Below are 19840 nucleotides of genomic sequence, written 5' to 3' on the forward strand. Positions count from 1 at the left end.
GTGCGTAAAAACTACGCACTTCATACTAAAAAAGACATTGGAAGGGGAAGTGGTCATGCAGGAAGTTACTTTTAAAATCATTGATATGCTTAATCGCCTGATAAGGTTGTATAAACATTTTAGTGGGCGACAATGGTTTTTAGGTAGCTTGTTGGCTCTGGCATCTTTTGGTGCTATGGCGATAACTCCCTCGGATCAAGGATTTGACTCTGAGTCGGAACGGCTTCTCGTGACCAGCGGTGAAACTATTACCGGAGCAACCTATAGGCTATTTTCACCTGCAGGTTTTTTGGCTTTAACTCAAGCACCTGCCAGTGTAAGTATTACACCAGACAGCAACGACTTAGCCGTTATGTTTAACTTTGATGGGGTGAATATTAATCCGGGGGCTTTGGATGCGAGGATCACCTCGGCCGACGGTACTGAGTTCAGAATTGTTTCGATGGAAGTGGATACAGGGGCTGGTTTAAGCACCAGTTCAAATCTCGTTGTCACTGGTTATAGAGACAGTGTTCAAGTGGCATCCGATACTATTAATACGGCAAACTCTGATTCATCGGGTTCAGTCACTTATGCAAAAAATGCTGTTGGTGGTGGTTTCGGGGGGACTATTACCTTTAATTCAGACTGGCAGTATATAGATGAAATACGTTTTACTGGTACTGATACCATTGTGGTGGTTGATGACTTAGATTTTGAACCTGGCATTTCACCCAACCTTGCTCCTACAGTGGATGCCAATGGCGCTGCTGGCGGCACATCCAATACCATCACTTTTACCGAAGACGCCCCAGCTGTCCGTATTGCAACAAGTGACGCGACCGTAACTGATGACGGCAATATAGCGGGTATGACTCTGGTATTGACGGCTACACCTGACGGCGCATCGGAAGTGATAGCGTACAGCGCCTCTCTTAATGGTGGTGCTTCACTTGTCTCACAGGGGCTAACCGGCAGTTACAATAGTGGAACCAGAACCTATACCCTGACAGGTACAACTACAGCTGCTGTATACCAAAGTGTGTTGCGCGCTCTGGTGTACAACAATAGTAGTCAAAACCCCACTACAACAGCTCGTACTGTGACTATCACTGTGACAGATGCAGGAAGCGCAACGGCGCAGGCGACATCCACCATCAATATCACTGCGGTCAATGATGCCCCTGTTGTCACAGCCTCAGGTGGCACCACTGCATTTACCGAAGGCAATAACGTCGCTTCAACACCAGTTGCGATAGACACTGGCCTGACACTGTCAGACGTCGACAACGCAAACATGGCTTCGGCGACTATCTCTATCACTGGAAATCTCCAGGCAGGGCAAGACATACTGGGTTTTAGTGACCAAAATGGTATCACTGGTAGCTACGACCCAGGCACCGGAATCTTAACCCTGTCGGGCAGTGCTACTGTGGCTCAGTATCAAGCAGCGCTGAGCTCTGTGACTTACAGCAACAGCTCTGAAGACCCCAATACAAGCAATAGGACTATCAGCTTTGTCGTAAACGACGGCACTGGTAATAGCTCCGCCAGTACCAAGACGGTTAGCGTGACGGCTGTTAACGATACCCCAACCGATATTGCGCTGAGTGCGAATACTCTGAACCAAAGTGCTGCCAATGACACTGTGGTTGGTACTTTCAGCAGTACTGATGTGGATAGTGTGAGCTTTACTTACAGTTTTGCCAGCGGTGCGGGTGATACGGATAATGCTTCTTTTAGTATCAGTGGCGATCAACTGATTGCAACCACTCCTTCTGCTATTGCTGGAGGTAATCGTACAGTTCGCGTGCAGACCAGTGATGGCAATAGCAGTTTCTCTAAAGCTCTTACTGTTGTTGTGACAGATGATATAGCGCCAAATGCACCATCTGTGCCGGATCTGGCTGCTGGGTCCGATAGTGGCAGTAGCCAGACTGATAATATTACCAATGTCACTACTCCAACCTTTACCGGAACGGCAGAGCCAAACAGCACAGTCACTTTGTATGACACAGATGGGACTACTGTGTTGGGTAGTACTACAGCAACTGGCGGCAACTGGAGTATTACCAGCTCAGCTTTGAGTGCAGGCAGCCATGTTCTGACAGCAAAAGCAACAGATGGTGCTGGTAACGCGTCGGTGTCATCTGCTGGTTTGACTATTACTATTGATACTACTGCACCAGCCAAGCCTGCTACTCCTGATTTAGCTGATGCTTCGGATACGGGCAGCAGTAACTCGGATAATGTAACCAACGCCACCAGCCTGACTTTTAACGGCACTGCAGAAGATGGCAGTACCGTCAGCCTGAGCTCCAGTGTAAACAATGGCTTGGGAACGACAGCGGCCACAGGTGGCAGCTGGAGTTTAACCACTGCAGCTGTCACCAGCGAAGGGGCGCATAGCATCACACTAACGGCCACAGACGAGGCGGGTAATGTCAGTGTGGCTTCGGATCCACTGGCGATCACCTTAGACAAAACCCCACCTGCTATTGGCGGTGTGGCTTTTGATCAGGCGTCCATAACGAGCGCTAATCAGGCTGCAGTGAGCTTTACTTTGGCTGGTGCTGAGGTGGGTGCAACGGCAGAGTACGAAATTACCAGCAATAATGGCGGCACCGCAGTAAGCAACTCTTTTGTGGTTGCAAGTGCAGCGCAGCAAGTGACAGGATTGAATGTCGGTGCTTTAAATGACGGCACTTTAACTATCAGCATTATTCTGACAGACCCAGCTGGTAACAGCAGCACCCCGGCAGTTGAAGCTACTGTGAATAAAGATGCGAATGATCCTCTAGTCTCGGCAGTTGCTATTGCATCTGGCAACTACAAAGCAGGAGACAGCATTAGCTTTACAGTTACTTTTACTGAGGCTTTGGTATTATCCGGTGCTAATTCTGACTACAGTTTGGCGATAGACATAGACGGCATGACCCGGCAGGCCCTGTTAACTAATAATGCAGCTGGCGTTTTAACTTTTAGCTATACAGTGCAGGCTGGTGACAATACCGCTGCTGCTGGTGTTGCCATCGCCAGCAACGGATTGTCCTTGCTCAATAGTGCTACCATCAAAGATGCAGGCAATAATGATGCAGTTTTATCTTTCAGCGGTGTTAATAACAGTGCGGCTAAAGTAGATACTACAGCTCCTGCATTAACAATAGTGACAGATCCGGCTCAGGCAGTGTTTGTAAATGCAGCCAACTATGAAATTAAAGGCACTCATAGCGAAATTGGCCTGACTATTAACCTCTATGCAGATACAGGCAATGATGGTACTGCAGACGGTGGAGTTTTGGTCAGTGCTGTGGTCGATGCCGATGGTAACTGGAGTTTGCTCCAACCTTTAACTGCAGACAGTGCACACAATTATGTGGTGGTGGCTGAAGATGCGGCTGGTAACGAGTCGGCTGCAGCAGATGTGCCTACTATTACTGAAGACTCTATTGCCCCGGTAACTCCTGCAGTGACTACTCCTGCAATAGCAACTGTGGTTAGCGGTGTGGTGCAGCAAATTACAGGTACTCATGCTGAAGATGGCGTCACAATAGAAGTGTTTGCCGATACTGGCAATGATGGTGAAGCAGATAACAGCACAGTGCTTGCCAGCGCAGAAGTTGGAGCGGTAGCTACAGGCACATGGTCACTGGATGTCATTTTAACCGCAAACGCCGACAATAACTTTGTGGTGATAGCCAAAGACAAAGCAGCCAATCAGTCTGCTGCTGTGGATGTACCCACTATTACCGAAGATTCTGTGGCTCCTGTGGTGACTATAGCACCACTGCTGACTGCAAATCCAAGCCCTGCTTTGGTGGGCACAGTGGATGATGCCACTGCAACCTTAAGCCTGACAGTGGACGGTAACAGTTACACTCCAACCAATAACGGCGATGGCAGCTGGGTCCTCGCTGCTGATCAAATCACAGCTTTGGCTCACGGTGTTTATGATGTTGTTGTCAGTGCTGAAGACGCACAAGGCAATATTGGCACTGATGCTACAGGTAATGAGTTGACTATCGATCTGCTGGCACCTTCAGGCTATACAGTAGCTATAATGCAGGACCGTATCAGCGCCGATAACCAGGCAGCCATGAGCTTTGCTCTGGCAGGTGCTGAGGTTGGCACTGTATATAGTTATTCGGTCAGTGATGGTACTAATGTGGTCTCTGACGTGGGTCCTGTGATGAGCCCGACTCAGCAGGTAGGCCCTATTAATGTCACTGATCTCGCTGAAGGTACCTTGCAACTGAGTGTCACTCTGATGGATGTGGTAGGCAATATTGGTGCCGCAGCAACAGATACAGTAGTGAAACTTTACAACGCGACTCCGGTGATTTCCGGCAGCCCTGCAACTTCAGTTAATGAAGACAGCCTGTATAGCTTTACCCCGACTGCAACTGATGCAGATGCAGGTACCACCCTGACGTTCAGCATCAGCAATAAACCAGCATGGGCAACCTTCAACACGGCCACTGGCGCGCTGACTGGCACACCAACCAATGATCATGTAGGTGTCACTTCAGGCATAGTGATCAGCGTCAGCGACGGTACGGCAACAGCTTCACTTGCAGCTTTTGCTATTACAGTGGTCAATACCAATGATGCTCCTGTTGTCACTTCAACACCAGTCACCTCAGCGACTCAAGGTTCGCTTTACAGCTACAGCTTTGCAGGCACTGATGTGGATGCGGGGGATACCTTAACCCGCTCAGTGGTGACCAAACCAGCCTGGCTAACCTTTAATGCTGGCACAGGTGTATTGTCCGGTATTCCGGCCAATAGTGATGTAGGCGCACATGCAGTGACATTAAGAGTGACAGATGTCGCTGGTTTATTTGCAGATCAAAGCTTTACTGTCACTGTGACCAATGTCAACGATGCACCCACTATCAGCGGAACTCCGGCAATCACAGTAGCTCAGGGCGCAGCTTATAGCTTCGTACCCACAGCTGCGGATGTGGATGCCGGTACAACTTTGACCTTCAGTATTGCGAATAAACCAAGCTGGGCCAGCTTTAATACGGCGACAGGGGCCTTAACCGGTACTCCGGGTAATGCCGATGTTGGGGCTACTGCGGGTATTGTGATTTCAGTGTCAGACGGTGAGTTAACTGCAGCACTGCCAGCCTTTACGCTGACAGTGACCAATGTCAACGATGCACCCACTATCAGCGGAACACCTGCGATTACAGTCGCCGAGGGCGCAGCTTATAGCTTCGTCCCTACAGCTGCGGATGTGGACGTGGGTACAACCTTGACCTTTAGCATTGCCAATAAACCAAGCTGGGCCAGCTTTAATACGGCGACAGGGGCCTTAACTGGTACTCCGGGTAATGCCGATGTTGGGGCTACTGCGGGTATTGTGATTTCAGTGTCAGATGGTGAGTTAACTGCAGCACTGCCAGCCTTTACGCTGACAGTCACTAATGTTAACGATGCACCCACTATCACTGGAACACCTGCGATAACAGTAGCGCAGGGCGCAGCCTATAGCTTCGTACCCATAGCTGCGGATGTGGATGCCGGTACAACTTTGACCTTCAGTATTGCTAATAAACCAAGCTGGGCCAGCTTTAATACGGCGACAGGGGCCTTAACTGGTACTCCGGGTAATGCCGATGTAGGAGCGACTGCGGGTATTGTGATTTCAGTGTCAGACGGTGAATTAAGTGCAGCACTGCCAGCCTTTACGCTGACAGTGACCAATGTCAACGATGCACCCACTATCAGCGGAACACCTGCAGTGACAGTAGCGCAGGGCGCAGCTTATAGCTTCGTTCCTACAGCTGCGGATGTGGATGTGGGTACAACCTTAACCTTTAGCATTGCGAATAAACCGACCTGGGCGGCCTTTAATACAGCGACTGGAGCCTTAACCGGTACTCCGGGTAATGCCGATGTTGGGGCTACTGCGGGTATTGTGATTTCAGTGTCAGACGGTGAGTTAAGTGCAGCTTTGCCAGCCTTTACGCTGACAGTCACCAATGTCAACGATGCACCCACTATCACTGGAACACCTGCAATCACAGTAGCTCAGGGCGCAGCTTACAGCTTCGTTCCTACAGCGACTGATGTGGATCTCGGTACAACTTTGACCTTTAGCATTGCGAATAAACCAAGCTGGGCCAGCTTTAATACGGCGACTGGAGCCTTAACCGGTACTCCGGCCAATGCCGATGTTGGGGCTACTGCGGGTATTGTGATTTCAGTGTCAGACGGTGAGTTAAGTGCAGCATTGCCAGCCTTTACGCTGACAGTGACCAATGTCAACGATGCACCCACTATCAGCGGAACACCTGCAATTACAGTAGCGCAGGGCGCAGCTTATAGCTTCGTCCCCACAGCTGCGGATGTGGATGCCGGTACAACCTTCACCTTTAGCATCGCCAATAAACCAAGCTGGGCCAGCTTTAATACGGCGACAGGGGCCTTAACCGGTACTCCGGGTAATGCCGATGTAGGAGCGACTGCGGGTATTGTGATTTCAGTGTCAGACGGTGAGTTAAGTGCCGCTTTGCCAGCCTTTACGCTGACAGTCACTAATATCAACGATGCACCTACTATTACTTCAACAGCCATAACTAATGCAGCTCAGGGTACAGCTTATAGCTACACCCTTACTGCTACAGACGAAGATGTGGGTGACACCCTGACCTTCAGTGCAGCCACTAAACCTACCTGGTTAAGCTTTAACGCTGCAACGGGTTTATTAAGTGGCACACCAGCGCGGGCAGATGTAGGAAGTCATCAGGTTAGTTTAGTAGTGACTGACAGTGGTGGATTAACTGCAACACAAAACTTTAGTCTGGTGGTAATCAGCTCCAATGATGCTCCTGTTGCAACAAATCGTTCTGCCACGTTGGAAGAAGACACAAGCCTGAGTCTGACTTTAACAGCGCAGGATCCGGATCAGGATGAACTGACCTTTGAGCTTGTCACTCAGCCAGAACATGGTACAGCAACACTGCAAGGTGCCGTACTGGTGTATACACCGGATCAAGACTTTAACGGTACAGACAGCATTGGTTTTATCGCCAAAGATGCAGAGTTAAGTTCTACAGTGGCCACTATCAGTCTGACTGTTACCGCAGTGAATGATAATCCTGTAGCACTGGATGACAGCTACAGCCTGCAACGCACGAGCAACAATCAGTACCTGCTGAATGTACTGGCCAATGACACAGATGTGGATGAAGACACACTGACTATAGATGGCGCCTCTAGCACTGTAGGTACTGTGATCTTTAATGCGCAGGGCTTAACTCTTACTGCACCGGATCGTTATGTAGGGCCTGTTAGCCTGCGTTACACCGTCACTGATGGTAACGGTGGCCGTGCCAGTGCTAATGTCAGCCTGATTATTGAAGGCGGTGCGGCAGCTGATCTGCCAGTGATTACAGTGCCTGCCGACATTGAAGTCAATGCAACGGCACTCTTTACCCGGGTTCCTCTTGGCACTGCCACAGCTGTGGATCGTAATGGTCGTCGCCTGAGGGTGTCCTTGATCAACGGTAGTTTGTTCTTTGCTCCAGGCGAACATATCGTCTACTGGCAGGCTACTGATGCTGACGGCAATACGGCCACCAAAGCACAGAAAGTCAGTGTCAATCCGCTGATCTCATTAAGCAAAGATCAACTGGTGACTGAAGGCAGTGATGTGGTGGTTGAGGTGATGCTCAATGGTCCGGCTCCTGTCTACCCAGTGTTAGTGCCATACACAGTTACTGGCAGTGCAGATGCCAATGATCATACGCTGGTGTCTGGAGTGGCGGAAATCACCTCAGGCTTAAGCACCGGTATTCGTTTTGCTGTACTGGAAGATGGTCAAGCAGAAGGAGTTGAAGACATAGTGATTAGCCTGGATGCTAGCGTTAATCGTGGCAGCCAACGCAGCAGCCGTATTGTGGTGACAGAAGCCAATATCGCCCCTGTTGTGTCTTTAACTGTGCAGCAGAATAGCGAAAGTCGGCTGACTGTTGGGGAAAATGACGGTCTGGTGACAGTGACAGCTACGGTAACCGACGCCAACCAGCAGGATCAGGTTAGTGGAGTATGGAGCTTTGGTCGTCTGGACAATGTGACTACAGATCAAACTCAGTTGAGCTTTGATCCGGCTGAGCAAGGGCCTGGTTTGTATCAGGTCAGCTACACGGCGACAGACAATGGCACACCTAATTTATCTGCTACCAACAGAGTCTTTATCGTGGTCAGGCCCAGTCTGCCGACTTTAGGATCACAAGATTCAGATGGTGATTTAATCCCTGATGAGCAGGAGGGTTTTGCTGACTCAGACGGTGATGGTATTCCTGATTATCAGGATGCCATCAACGAATGTAACGTGATGCCAACCGAGTTACTGGGCCAGACTGAATTTGTTGCTGAAGGGGAGCCTGGTGTGTGTTTACGCCTGGGTACTGTAGCGGCTGAAACTGATGCTGGTGGGTTGCAGATAGCACAAGATGCTATTGAAGAAGATCCTGTGGCTGTAAATATTGGCGGTATCTTTGATTTTATCGCTTATGGTTTACCTGAACAGGGTCAAAGCTATAGCCTGGTGATACCACAACGTTTACCAGTGCCCGCCAATGCAGTGTACCGTAAGTTCAGCGATGTGGGCTGGGTAGACTTTGTCAGCAATGAGCGTAACTCAGTGGCCAGTACGCAAGGTGAACGGGGATTCTGCCCACCACCTGGCGGAGTGGAGTGGACTGAAGGTTTAACTGAAGGTCATTGGTGTGTGCAGGTCACAGTAGAAGATGGTGGTCCAAATGATGCCGACGGCGTCGCCAACAGCGCTATTGTAGACCCTGGTGGTGTGGCGGTTGAGCTCAATGGTAATAACCTGCCTGTGGCTGTGGCCGATACCGCTTCAACAGGGGTTGATATGACAGTGGTGGTGGATGTGTTGGCCAACGACACAGATCCGGACGGAGATGCTTTAACTGTCAGTCAGGCTGTAGGTAGTTTTGGTACTGTTACTGTGCTGGCTGATCAGCAATTAAGCTATACACCAAATCAGGACTTTATTGGCACAGATACAGTGATCTACAACATTACCGATGGCAGAGGCGGTACGGCCAGCAGTGAGTTGATTGTCAGCGTGGTAGCAAACAGAGCTCCTGTGGCTGTGAATGATGTAGCATCTACCGATGATAAAACTGTATTGCTGATAGCGGTGTTAGCCAATGACACTGACGAAGATGGCCATACACTGACGATCAGCAGCGCCAGTGCAGTGCAGGGCACTGTCAGTATTGAGGCGGATCAACGCCTGCGTTATGTGCCAAAAGCCGGTTTTGCCGGGGTGGACACCATCAGTTATACAATAACAGATGGTTTTGATGGAGAGGCAACAGCACAGGTTAGTGTCACTGTGCGGGCTTATCAGGACGTCGTTGTAGATAACAAATCAAGTGGAGGCAGTATGGCGTGGTGGATGGTGATGGTAGTCGCAGGAGCTGTGGTATTGCGTCGCCGTTCAGTGCTGGGGTTAGCTGCGGTAGCGTTGTTGTCGTTTAGTCCTTTTAGCCAGAGCGCTGACTGGTATCTGCAAGGTTCCATTGGAAACAGTAAAGCCGACCAGAATCAAAGTCGTTTGGTAGAGGAGTTACCTAATGGAACCATCACTGGTTTTGATGACAGTGACAGGTCTTTTGGCATCAATCTGGGTTATCAGCTGCATCCTTATGTTGCGTTGGAGGCTGGTTATTTGGATTTAGGCGAAGCCAGTAGTCAAATCACCGCAGAAAGTCTGACACCAGAGCAGTACCATGAATTGGTGAAGGCCGTCAGCCCGGTATTAGTGGATGGTTATACTGCAGCAGTGCGTTTTACTTTGTGGCAAAACGATCAGTTGAGTCTGGAAGTGCCTGTAGGCCTGCTGTTTTGGGAGTCTGAAATAGAAAGCCGAATGGATGATGAAGTACTGAAAACAGAAACGGATGGCAGTGATTTATATCTTGGCGTTCAACTGAACTATCAATTGGCGGCAGGCTGGAAAGTAGGTGTGGGGTATCAGCAGCTAAATCTTAAACCCAACGATGTAAATACTTGGCTGGTGAGTTTACGCTACGAGTTCTGAGCTCTGGTTTGATACCTGACAAGGGCGGTTTTTACCGCCCTTGTTATTTTTTGTGACAAAAAAATCTGCGGCTTTCCAGATAGCTTTGTTATGTTAAGCTGAAGCTAAAGCGAATTGGAGTAAAAATTAATGTCAGGACAAGGATCCGGCGGCAATGTATTGGCCGCATTATGTAGTTTGTTTATTCCTGGTTTAGGCCAACTGTTACAAGGCCGGTTACTGGCCGCTATACTGTTTTTTGCGATTACAGTAGTGGGTTATGCACTCTGGTGGTTAGTTATTCCTGCCATTATCGGCGCTATTGCCCACTTATTCGCCATACTGGATGCGGCGCGTTTCCGATCTTATAACTGAGACGGTACAACTAACTGACGCAATGCGGCTTCCAATTGAGGGACTAAAGCCGCATGGCGTTCATGCACATAGTGAAAGATTTCTGTTTTGGCCAAATCAGGTGCGATAGTGTAAATACCATGATTTTTCTGCTGTTTTAACTGCCATTCTGTTTCATCCCCTAATGCCACAACCACATCAGTCCGGCCGGACAACAGCCGTTGTATCGCCTGAGAAATGGTATTTACTTCGGTGTACTCCTGATCCTGCATATTCACTTTGGCCAGATAAATGCCTCGCAGTACATCAACACGAAAGGCTGATAAATCCTGCCAGCGCTCGATTTTTAGGTGGGGATTGCGGCTGAAAGCGGTAATACGGATATGGCCTATAGGCACCTCTACCCTGAGCATATTTGGCAAGATTTCAGCTGCTTGGGCAGTGCGGCTTAATTCAGCATCCAGTATCAGCCCTTTATTACTTTCGTGGGCGCTGCGTTCCAGTGGCATCACTATCAGTACCATTTGATAACCCAACTGCTGATAGGCTTTATCCATCAATAAAATACTGGAGTGATCGGCAGGTAAATTGTTGGAAGCGCCCACAGCAATTTCTGGCTCGTTGGCGAGCGCCGCACTGAATCCGATCCAACAGAAACACAAGGCAAAAAGACGCATTAGTGAGCAAAGTCCCTGAAGCTGATTTGTATTGACTATAGCAAAACAGCTAAAGTGCGGTTTTTAGTTTCATCCTGACGGCCGCGCCCGGCACTACAGATAAAACGGCGAAGGAGAACAGATGATTTTACCTGTGATTATGGCGGGCGGTTCTGGCAGCAGATTATGGCCTTTGTCGCGTGAACTGATGCCAAAACAGTTTCTAAAACTGGATGGTGATTTCACTATGCTGCAGGCAACACTGAAACGTTTGCACGGTCTGAACACACAAACTGCGCTGGTGATTTGCCATGAAGATCACAGGTTTGTGGCCGCCGAACAGTTAAGGCAAATCAATCAGCTTCATCACAATATTGTACTGGAACCGGCTGGCCGCAATACAGCTCCTGCTATCGCGCTTGCCGCATTTACCGCTATTAAAAAAGGTCAGGATCCTTTGTTGCTGGTACTGGCCGCAGATCATCTGATGGGTGATCACCTGGCTTTTCAGCGAGCCGTTGCAGCAGCAACAGAGTTTGCCGATGCGGACCAGCTAGTCACTTTTGGTATTGTGCCTGTGACCGCAGAAACAGGCTACGGCTATATCAAAAGAGGGCAAAACATAGAGCTGAACAATGCCACTGCTTATCAGGTAACGCAATTTGTCGAAAAACCACAGCTGGACACCGCACTGGCCTATATCAGTAGCGGCGACTATTACTGGAACAGTGGCATGTTTTTGTTTAAAGCCAGTGTTTACCTTAAGGAACTACAGCAATACAGACCGGATATTCATGCTGCCTGTGAGCGGGCAATGGCTGAAGTAAATCCGGACTTAGATTTTATCCGTGTCGATCAGCAGGCATTTTTAGCTTGTCCGTCTGAGTCTGTGGATTATGCAGTCATGGAAAAAACCAATGCTGCTGTGGTGGTGCCTTTGGATGCACACTGGAGTGATGTCGGCAGTTGGTCGTCTTTATGGCACAGCTCGGAAAAGAACAGCGATGGCAATGTGCATAAAGGTGATGTATTGAGTCTGGACAGCCAGAATAACTATGTCATGGCTGAAACCGGGCTGGTGGCTACTTTGGGGTTGCAGGATATGCTGGTGGTGCAAACCAGAGATGCAGTGCTGGTTGCAACCAAAGATCGGGCGCAGGACGTAAAAGCCATAGTGCAGCAGTTGAGCGAATTGGGCCGCACTGAACATCAAAGTCACCGAGAGCTATACCGACCCTGGGGCAAAAGTGATTCACTGGCTCAAGGCGCGCGGCATCAGGTGAAACATATTACGGTGAATCCCGGCCAAAAGTTATCGGTACAAATGCATCATCACAGAGCTGAACACTGGATAGTAGTGGCAGGTACAGCTTTGGTGACTATTGATGGTGTGGAAACCTTTCTGCTAGAAAATCAGTCGGTTTATGTGCCTTTAGGTGCAGTGCATTCGCTGGAAAATCCGGGGAAAATACCACTGGAACTGATAGAAGTGCAGTCCGGTACTTATCTGGGCGAAGACGATATAGTGCGGTTTTCAGATTGGTATGGCAGGGTAGAAGTTAAATAACCAAGTGATAGAGGTAATTCAGGTCAGAGAATTCCTTGAGCTGAATGAATAGGGTTAAAACTGGCTTATTAACTGGCTTAAAGTCGCTAGTTCCTGTCCCTTGTGAAATTTGTAAATTTTGCCGCTATCTTGCGCTGCTATCTTGTGGCGCTATGTTATGCTGCGACTGTCTTCTTTATAGTCAATACTCAAAATCTAAGCATAAACATGGCAATCTCAGATCAGCTAATACTTTTGTTGAGTGGCTTGGGCGGCTTGCATGGCTTGCTGCTGGCGGCTTTTCTATTCTTTCGGCCGCCTGGTGCATGGAGCAACCGTTTTCTGGCCGGTGTCATTTTTATGTTGAGTATCAGGGTGTTGAAATCGGTGTTATTCCATTTCAACCCTGCGATAGGAAAACAAATCCTGCAATTGGGTTTGTCCGCCTGTTTTTTGATTGGGCCGCTGCTGTATTGTTATAGCCTGCATTTTATGGAGATTTTTCGTCGATCTTCGCTACATCGCCTGCATCTCATCATCCCGCTATTCATCGTTATACTTATTGGCGGATTGTATCCCTATCACTTGAATCCGCAGCTTTGGAATGGGCTATTTTATAGAATCATTAACTACAGCTGGCTGGCTTACACCCTGCTGTCAGTCTACGTGTTATGGCCGAAAATTGTCAGCCTCAAGCTAACAAACTGGCGTCAACACCCTGATCTGGTCATCGTGCTTGGTATTGTGTCTGGCAGCGGGCTGATTTGGTGTGCGTATCATTTTGGCGCTTACACCTCTTATATTTCGGGCGCGTTAACCTTTAGTTTTTTGATCTGTGTCGGGGCGCTAACGGTATTTCTGCAGCTCCAGCAACAAAAAAACAAAGTGATAGGCCGCTACGCCAACAAAAAAATATCTGCTGTAGCTGCTGAACCTTTAATCTCTGAACTTGAGCAGTTTATGAGTGCAGAGCAGGTTTATTTAGATGCCAATCTGGTGATGCCCAGGTTAGCGAAAATGCTGGGTTGGCCCACACCTAAACTCTCGCAATTACTGAATGATAATCTTCATTTGTCATTTAACGATTTTGTGAACGGTTACCGGATTGAACATGCAAAAACGTTGTTGCTTGGCGAAGCTGCGATGAAGATGGACGACCTGGCGGAAAGTTCTGGCTTTAACTCGCTCTCTACTTTCTACGCCGCATTTAAAAAACACACTCAGCTGACACCGGCAAAATATAAGGCCGCACTGTTGTCGGAAGCCTTGGATAATTCCGAAACTATAAATCCGTAATCCGGAATCATCATTCGCGCTGGCTGCTCAGGTCTGTCAATCGTAGGGTTGCTCTTGGTTTTTTCCAACTGAAAACAGGAGCAACAATGCGTCACTTATTTACCCCCATATTTGCACTTATCGTGGTTATTTTTATGCATCAACAGAGTTGGGCATCCGACATAACCAGCCAAAATCAGCCAGATGTCGCCGCTATTCAGCAGGTGTTGAAAAACTATATCGAAGGCACTTCGTATAGCAACAGGCCACAAATTGCCAAAGCCTTTCACCCCGCTGCAGATTTGTTATTAGACAAGGAGGGCCAGGCTTTTAACAAAGTCCCGGTCACTGATTACCTTGGAATGTTTAATTCAGCCTATCAGGGAAAATTCAATGGACGTGTAGGTGAAATTTTGCAGATTGATGTCAGTGGAAATCTCGCCACCGCCAAGGTTGAGATCCTTATCCCCAGCCAGCAGGCCAGGTTTATTGATGTTTTTTTGTTGAAACAGATCGACAATCAATGGCAAATCATTACTAAAGCTGCGACAAAACAAGCATCAAGCCAGAACGGCGTACGAGTGTTGTTTATCCTTTCCAGTGCGCATTTTCATGGCAACTCTAAAATACCGGCAGGTGCCAGTTTTCCGGAAATCGTGAATGCTTATCACAGCTTTAAACAAGCCGGATACACAGTGGAATTTGTCAGTCCAGAAGGCGGTGCTGTCCCCCTGGCTTACATTGATACGTCAAAGCCACTGTTTAAAGAACATTTGTACGATAGTGACTTGATGTTCGCGTTAGGACACACCAAAAAAGCCACACAGTTGCAGGCGAAGGATTATCGTGCTGTGCATTACGTTGGTGGAAGTAGTGCCATGTATGGCGTGGCCGATAATGCCGAGATATCCAAATTGGTGATGGATATTTATGAAGAGCACAATGGCATCATTTCAGCTGTCTGTCATGGCACAGCGGGTATAGTTCATCTGAAGACAAAAGATGGTAAGTATCTGGTTGATGGCAAAAGAATTAGCGGTTCACCGGAAGATTACGAAATCAAGTCAGCCGACTATTTCAAGCAGTTTCCGTTCTTAATCAAACAAACTGTGCTCGATCGCAATGGAACTTTTCATTTTGGCAAACGAGATGAAGCCTATATTGAAGTCGACGGCCGTATAGTTACAGGGCAAAACCATCAATCGTCGGCACTAGTGGCTGAAGCTATTATCAAGCAACTTCAGGCAGAACAGGCGAGTGTTAAATAATACGGTTTGCGTAAAATAAGCGTCATCTGTGATCATGCGCCATACGAATGATGCGCACTAGGGTACATCCCTTGTGCCTTAAGCTCAGTACTCTGATGCAGATCAGAGCACTGAGTGTTATTTTCCAGAGCTAGTTTTTAAGGGTAACGAACTCTTCGGCAGACGTCGGATGTATAGCCACACAGTTATCAAAGTCGGCTTTGGTGGCGCCCATTTTGATAGCTACACCAAAACCCTGCAGCATTTCGTCAGCACCAAAACCTATCACATGCAAACCTACTACTTTTTCGGTAGGGCCAGCACACACCAGTTTCATTCGGGTTAACTGCCGATGTTGGGTTAAAGCCGTGTACATAGCAGCAAATTCACTGCGATACACTTTCACCTCGTCATCACCAAACTGCTGACGGGCTTCGTCTTCAGTTAAACCTATGGTGCCAATAGGAGGGTGCGAAAACACCACTGTCGGCACTGTGCTGTAATCCAGCTTGCTGTCAGGTTTGTTATTAAATAACCGTTCTGACAAACGTCGTCCGGCCGCTACTGCGACCGGAGTTAACGCCAGACGCCCAGTGTTATCACCTACCGCATAAATGCCCGGGACATTAGTATTCTGATACTCGTCTGTAGGAATGAAACCGTCATCGTCTAACTTCACACCGGCTTTTTCCAATTGCAGTTGATCGTTGGCTGGTTCACGGCCTATGGCCCAAATCAGACAATCTACAGTCAGGTTCTGGCCTGTCGATACCTGAACAGTTAAAGAGCCATCGATATTTTTACTGACAGAAGTGACTTCGGTATGGCTGTGCAACTTAGGACCATCTTTTGCCATTAGCTCAACTAAGGTGTCAGACAATATAGGGTCGAAGTTGCGCAGAGGTTTATCTTTACGTACCAACAAATGCGTTTCACTGCCCAAGGCTTTCATCACGCCGGCAATTTCTACCGCTATATAACCAGCACCTACTACAGCTACACGTTTTGGCTGGCTTTGTAAGGCAAAAAAGCCATCGCTGTCGATGCCAAACTCTGCGCCTGGTAAATCCGGGCGAACAGGACGGCCGCCAGTGGCTATGGTGATATGGTCAGCGCTATAGCGTTTGCCATCGACTTCAACAGTGTTTTTATCCACAAAACGGGCAAAGCCCCGAATGACAGTGACGCCGTTTTTCGCCAGTACTCTGTCGTAAGAGCCATGAATGCGGGAGATATAAGCTTCGCGGCTTTCTACTAATTTGGCCCAATTTAAAGCAGGCATTTCAACATCTAAGCCATAATCCGGCGCGTATTTAATGGCATCGGCTATTTGCCCGGCAAACCACATCGCCTTTTTAGGTACGCAACCTACATTCACGCAGGTGCCACCTAAAAATTTAGCTTCGATAATTGCGCATTTCTGGCCATGACTGGCCGCTCTATTGGCGCTGGCAATACCGCCGCTGCCGCCACCTATGGCGATATAGTCAAAATGTTCAGTCATTGCAGGCTCTTTTTGCTGTTGTTGTAGTTAGTTGTTATATGGGGTCGGCAGGCTGAACTCAAGGGGGATAGATGAATGGCTACTCATCTGAGACGATTTCAGCCACTGATGGCCAGCGGAGGCTGACACAGGTTCCTTGCGAGGGGGTGCTGTGGATCCGCACTTCGCCCTGGTGCCACTGAGCGACTTTATTGACAATATACAAACCTAAACCAAAACCTGAGCTGTTGCCACCCCGACGAAACAGCCGCATCAATACATCAGGATGTTCTTCAAGGCCAGGGCCATCATCAGTCACTGTCAGTTGATAATATGATTCCGTTTGTTCAAACCTGACCTGAATACTGCCTTTGGCATAACGAATTGCATTTGCCAGTAAATTTTGTCCGGCCAACAGCAGAGCTGAATAATGAAAATGAGCGATAGTCGGCTGGGACTGAAAGCTCAGTTCAAAGGCATGCTGATAAATGTCAAATCGTGAAGCCAGGTCTGCCATAAAGTCTGCAGTCTTGTGACAAGGCAATGGATTCTGATGTCGAAAGTAATCCAGTTTGGAAAAATCCAGATAGTTGCTGACCAGCGCATCAATTTCTTCAATATCATCCAGCAGGCGTTGCTGATAGCGGCTTTCCAGCTGCTGCGCAGCAAGGCTTAAAGTAAACTTCATCCGTGCTAATGGTGTGCGGGTTTCGTGGGCTATGGTGCGCGACATATCTTGATTAATCGCCATCATCTGGCTGATCTGGCTGGCCATTTGTTCCATGCTTTGTGCCAGCGGGTACAAACTGGAGCCCTGATGGATCTGGCTCTGGACAGGGGCCGGTGAGGCGGCAAATTGTTGGGTTAATAAGGTCAGGCGTCTGATATCCCGAAATACCGGCCATAACAAAGCTAAAAACAGCAGCGCCAGAGCGCCGTAGAGTAAGTAGGGCAAGCTACTGTTGGCTGCAGAAAGTGTCGGTAGTGGACCCAACTGATCCAGCATAGTAGGTTGCAGGCTTTGCCGGTAATACAAGCTTTGGCCATCAGGTAAATCTACCGCGACAATTTGCTGTTGCCGCAGCAGTGCGCTGAGTTCAGGCGGGAAATACAAGCTGGATGCAGGGACCTGCTGAATGATCTGGCCTTGTTGCTGTAGCTTAAACAGTGATTCAGCATCCAGCTGATAGTTCCAGTGTTCTTGTTGGGTTAACTGAACAATACTGCCAAGTGCCCACAACAAAGCTGCGCAGGACAACAGCAACAACAGATAAAAGCGCACAAACTGCTTTTTCATTCCTGTTGTCCGGCAGGTAAATAATTAAACAGATAGCCCTGACCCCGCACTGTCACTATAGATAAGCCCTGAACATCTAATTGCTCCAAATGCTTACGAAGTCGGCTGATCCTGACATCAATAGCCCGATCCAGGCCATCGTATTCGCGGCCGACCAAATGCTGAAACAACAGTTCACGGCTGATGATTTGTCCTGGCCGGGCGATAAAAAAGCATAAAATATCGAATTCAAGGCCTGTCAGCTGCAATGGTTTTCCTGCCAGCAAAGCCCGGTTCAAACTAAAATCAATCACCAGATCATACAGCGCCAGCTGACTGTGAGGCTGCAGCTGGCTTTGTCTGGCTCGCAGGCAACTGCGGATCTTGGCCAGCAATAAACTGGGGTCTATAGGTTTGCACAAATAATCTGCTGCGCCAGCTTCCAGGCCACAAATTTGATCTTCTGCACTACTCAAGGCAGTCAGAAATAACACAGGGCAAGACCAGCGTTGCTGCAACTGCGGCAGCAAGTTCAGGCCGTTACCATCAGGCAGCATAATGTCACAGAGTATTAGATCATAATCGCCTGTGTCAGTTAATGTGCTGCTGGCATCAGCCACATGAGAGATTTGGATCTGCTGAGCACGCAGGTATTCGCAAATCCCCAAAGCCAGGCCAGGGTCATCTTCAATCAATAAAATCCGGCTATGCTGATGCATCAGAGCATATTCCACAGATAACCACGTTTGTGTCTTTTGTGTGCACCCTGAAACTGCACCAGCTGTAATGTGGTGCTGGCTATCACTTCTCCTTGTGGGGTTTTCAGCCATAGTGGCAAATTGCGGCCTGTATGAACGTCAAGGATAAAAGCTGTGGTTTGAGTGGGAAGGTGCCATTGGCAACTGAGCTGAGTTGTATCCTGATGCAAACACACTAATTGATGCTCTCCACCTGTCACCAGCAGTCTGGCTTTGATCTGACATTGAGGTTGCTGTTCAGTCACAACGCAGGTCTGAGGTATTAATTTCAGTTGCAGTTCGGCTGGTGCTGCTTCTGCAACACAAACAAGAACCACACTGAACAGCTGAATCACAGCACTGCACCTAACCATCATCAGAAGCTGTATCTCACTCCGATAAACCTGCTGTAATAGTGGTCAGATCGCAGCAAAGGACTACGTAATAAATCCCGATCCAACTGATTCTTTTGCCAAAACGCCTGTACTGCCCATTGTGGATCCAATTGGTAGCTCAGTGTCAGACCATAAAAGTAGTTCAATCCGCCTGATAACTCGAACCAGCTAGGGTTATTTCCGAGTTCGTGCAGCCGAAGGTTGTAATAATAGTTGGTGATTTTTTTGCTTTTGTAGAGAGCGCCAAAATGCCAGCGGAATTGCCATTGTTGCCAGTTGTAACTCTTGCGAAAACTCAGATGCTGCTCTTGTCCATGATGCACACCACTAATATCTGTCAGTGAGGACAACCTGATCTCGGCTATATCAGTTAGCCAGGTCATACTTAAGCCTGCCATATAAGATAAATGGCGTTCAATATCCTGATAAGTGGGTTGTTGCTCAGGGTCTGAACCATCACCAGACTGATAGCCGCCATCCATGCCCAAAGCATCCCACCAGCCAAACTGGTTGATACCATCGAGCTCAAAGAAAAAACCATCGTCATTGAGTGAGCCGGTCAGATCCAGATACCAGTGTTGTTCTTCAAATAAGGTATAGCCAATGAAACTGTTTTCGATAAAAAAACGTTCACCATAATAGCTAACAGCAGGCAAAACTGAGCCCTGTAAATCGTCGCGGTTTGACAGGGGGGTCGTCACTTTTCCCGCACCAACAGATAAAGCAAAGTTCCATTCACCCGCTTCAGTTTGTGTGGTGTCTGCCAGTAACTTACTGCTGTATAGCGCCATGACTAAAACAAAAGTCAAAAAGAGTTTCATCAAAA

General features: G+C 48.3%; 11 protein-coding genes. 5 read left to right on the plus strand and 6 right to left on the minus strand.

The features are described 5' to 3' along the window. The first annotated feature begins 55 nt into the window (after positions 1-55). Both P3C17_RS00085 and P3C17_RS00090 read left to right on the plus strand, forming a co-directional pair. Complete coding sequence (locus P3C17_RS00085; protein ID WP_300927541.1) at positions 56-10066, plus strand: Ig-like domain-containing protein; 10011 nt, start codon at positions 56-58, stop codon at positions 10064-10066. 129 nt (positions 10067-10195) lie between these two features. Next, positions 10196-10420: a hypothetical protein gene (locus tag P3C17_RS00090; RefSeq protein ID WP_300927542.1), complete on the plus strand. Its 225-nt coding sequence runs from the start codon at positions 10196-10198 to the stop codon at positions 10418-10420. On the opposite strand, the gene P3C17_RS00095 is transcribed toward P3C17_RS00090, so the two are convergent. Beyond that, positions 10411-11076, minus strand: a complete 666-nt coding sequence (locus P3C17_RS00095; protein WP_300927543.1) for a transporter substrate-binding domain-containing protein — start codon at positions 11074-11076, stop codon at positions 10411-10413. The genes P3C17_RS00090 and P3C17_RS00095 overlap by 10 nt on opposite strands. Positions 11077-11197: 121 nt before the next feature. Here P3C17_RS00095 and P3C17_RS00100 point away from each other — a divergent pair, with 121 nt between their 5' ends. From P3C17_RS00100 to P3C17_RS00110, 3 genes are all read left to right on the plus strand, one after another. After that, positions 11198-12622, plus strand: coding sequence for a mannose-1-phosphate guanylyltransferase/mannose-6-phosphate isomerase (locus P3C17_RS00100; RefSeq protein ID WP_300927544.1), 1425 nt, complete (start codon positions 11198-11200; stop codon positions 12620-12622). 102 nt (positions 12623-12724) lie between these two features. Continuing rightward, complete coding sequence (locus P3C17_RS00105; RefSeq protein ID WP_300927545.1) at positions 12725-13897, plus strand: helix-turn-helix domain-containing protein; 1173 nt, start codon at positions 12725-12727, stop codon at positions 13895-13897. Between the two features lie 86 nt (positions 13898-13983). After that, complete coding sequence (locus tag P3C17_RS00110) at positions 13984-15144, plus strand: nuclear transport factor 2 family protein (RefSeq protein ID WP_300927546.1); 1161 nt, start codon at positions 13984-13986, stop codon at positions 15142-15144. A gap of 130 nt (positions 15145-15274) precedes the next feature. Here P3C17_RS00110 and gorA read toward each other — a convergent pair whose 3' ends face one another. The 5 genes from gorA to P3C17_RS00135 form a co-directional block, all read right to left on the minus strand. Continuing rightward, positions 15275-16627, minus strand: coding sequence for a glutathione-disulfide reductase (gene gorA, locus P3C17_RS00115; RefSeq protein ID WP_300927547.1), 1353 nt, complete (start codon positions 16625-16627; stop codon positions 15275-15277). Between the two features lie 79 nt (positions 16628-16706). After that, the gene (locus P3C17_RS00120; protein WP_300927548.1) at positions 16707-17903 is read right to left on the minus strand and encodes a HAMP domain-containing sensor histidine kinase; all 1197 of its coding nucleotides are present in this window, start codon (positions 17901-17903) and stop codon (positions 16707-16709) included. After that, entirely contained in the window at positions 17900-18601 is a 702-nt protein-coding gene (locus P3C17_RS00125) for a response regulator transcription factor (RefSeq protein WP_300927549.1), read from the minus strand. Before P3C17_RS00125 ends, P3C17_RS00120 begins: the two co-directional genes overlap by 4 nt. Beyond that, positions 18601-18975: a DUF3019 domain-containing protein gene (locus P3C17_RS00130; RefSeq protein ID WP_300927550.1), complete on the minus strand. Its 375-nt coding sequence runs from the start codon at positions 18973-18975 to the stop codon at positions 18601-18603. Before P3C17_RS00130 ends, P3C17_RS00125 begins: the two co-directional genes overlap by 1 nt. Positions 18976-18995: 20 nt before the next feature. Further along, positions 18996-19835 (minus strand): MipA/OmpV family protein, encoded by an 840-nt coding sequence (locus P3C17_RS00135; RefSeq protein ID WP_300927551.1) that lies wholly within the window; start codon positions 19833-19835, stop codon positions 18996-18998. Between the last annotated feature and the right edge of the window lie 5 nt (positions 19836-19840).

Origin of the sequence: Rheinheimera sp. 1928-s, assembly GCF_029269265.1 — a bacterium.
Classification (GTDB): domain Bacteria; phylum Pseudomonadota; class Gammaproteobacteria; order Enterobacterales; family Alteromonadaceae; genus Pararheinheimera.

Bases quoted from the DNA above. Each gene is read 5' to 3' on its own strand.
- P3C17_RS00085 (WP_300927541.1), top strand. From the start codon at position 56: ATGCAGGAAGTTACTTTTAAAATCATTGATATGCTTAATCGCCTGATA.
- P3C17_RS00090 (WP_300927542.1), top strand. From the start codon at position 10,196: ATGTCAGGACAAGGATCCGGCGGCAATGTATTGGCCGCATTATGTAGT.
- P3C17_RS00095 (WP_300927543.1), bottom strand. From the start codon at position 11,076: ATGCGTCTTTTTGCCTTGTGTTTCTGTTGGATCGGATTCAGTGCGGCG.
- P3C17_RS00100 (WP_300927544.1), top strand. From the start codon at position 11,198: ATGATTTTACCTGTGATTATGGCGGGCGGTTCTGGCAGCAGATTATGG.
- P3C17_RS00110 (WP_300927546.1), top strand. From the start codon at position 13,984: ATGCGTCACTTATTTACCCCCATATTTGCACTTATCGTGGTTATTTTT.
- gorA (WP_300927547.1), bottom strand. From the start codon at position 16,627: ATGACTGAACATTTTGACTATATCGCCATAGGTGGCGGCAGCGGCGGT.
- P3C17_RS00120 (WP_300927548.1), bottom strand. From the start codon at position 17,903: ATGAAAAAGCAGTTTGTGCGCTTTTATCTGTTGTTGCTGTTGTCCTGC.
- P3C17_RS00125 (WP_300927549.1), bottom strand. From the start codon at position 18,601: ATGCATCAGCATAGCCGGATTTTATTGATTGAAGATGACCCTGGCCTG.
- P3C17_RS00135 (WP_300927551.1), bottom strand. From the start codon at position 19,835: ATGAAACTCTTTTTGACTTTTGTTTTAGTCATGGCGCTATACAGCAGT.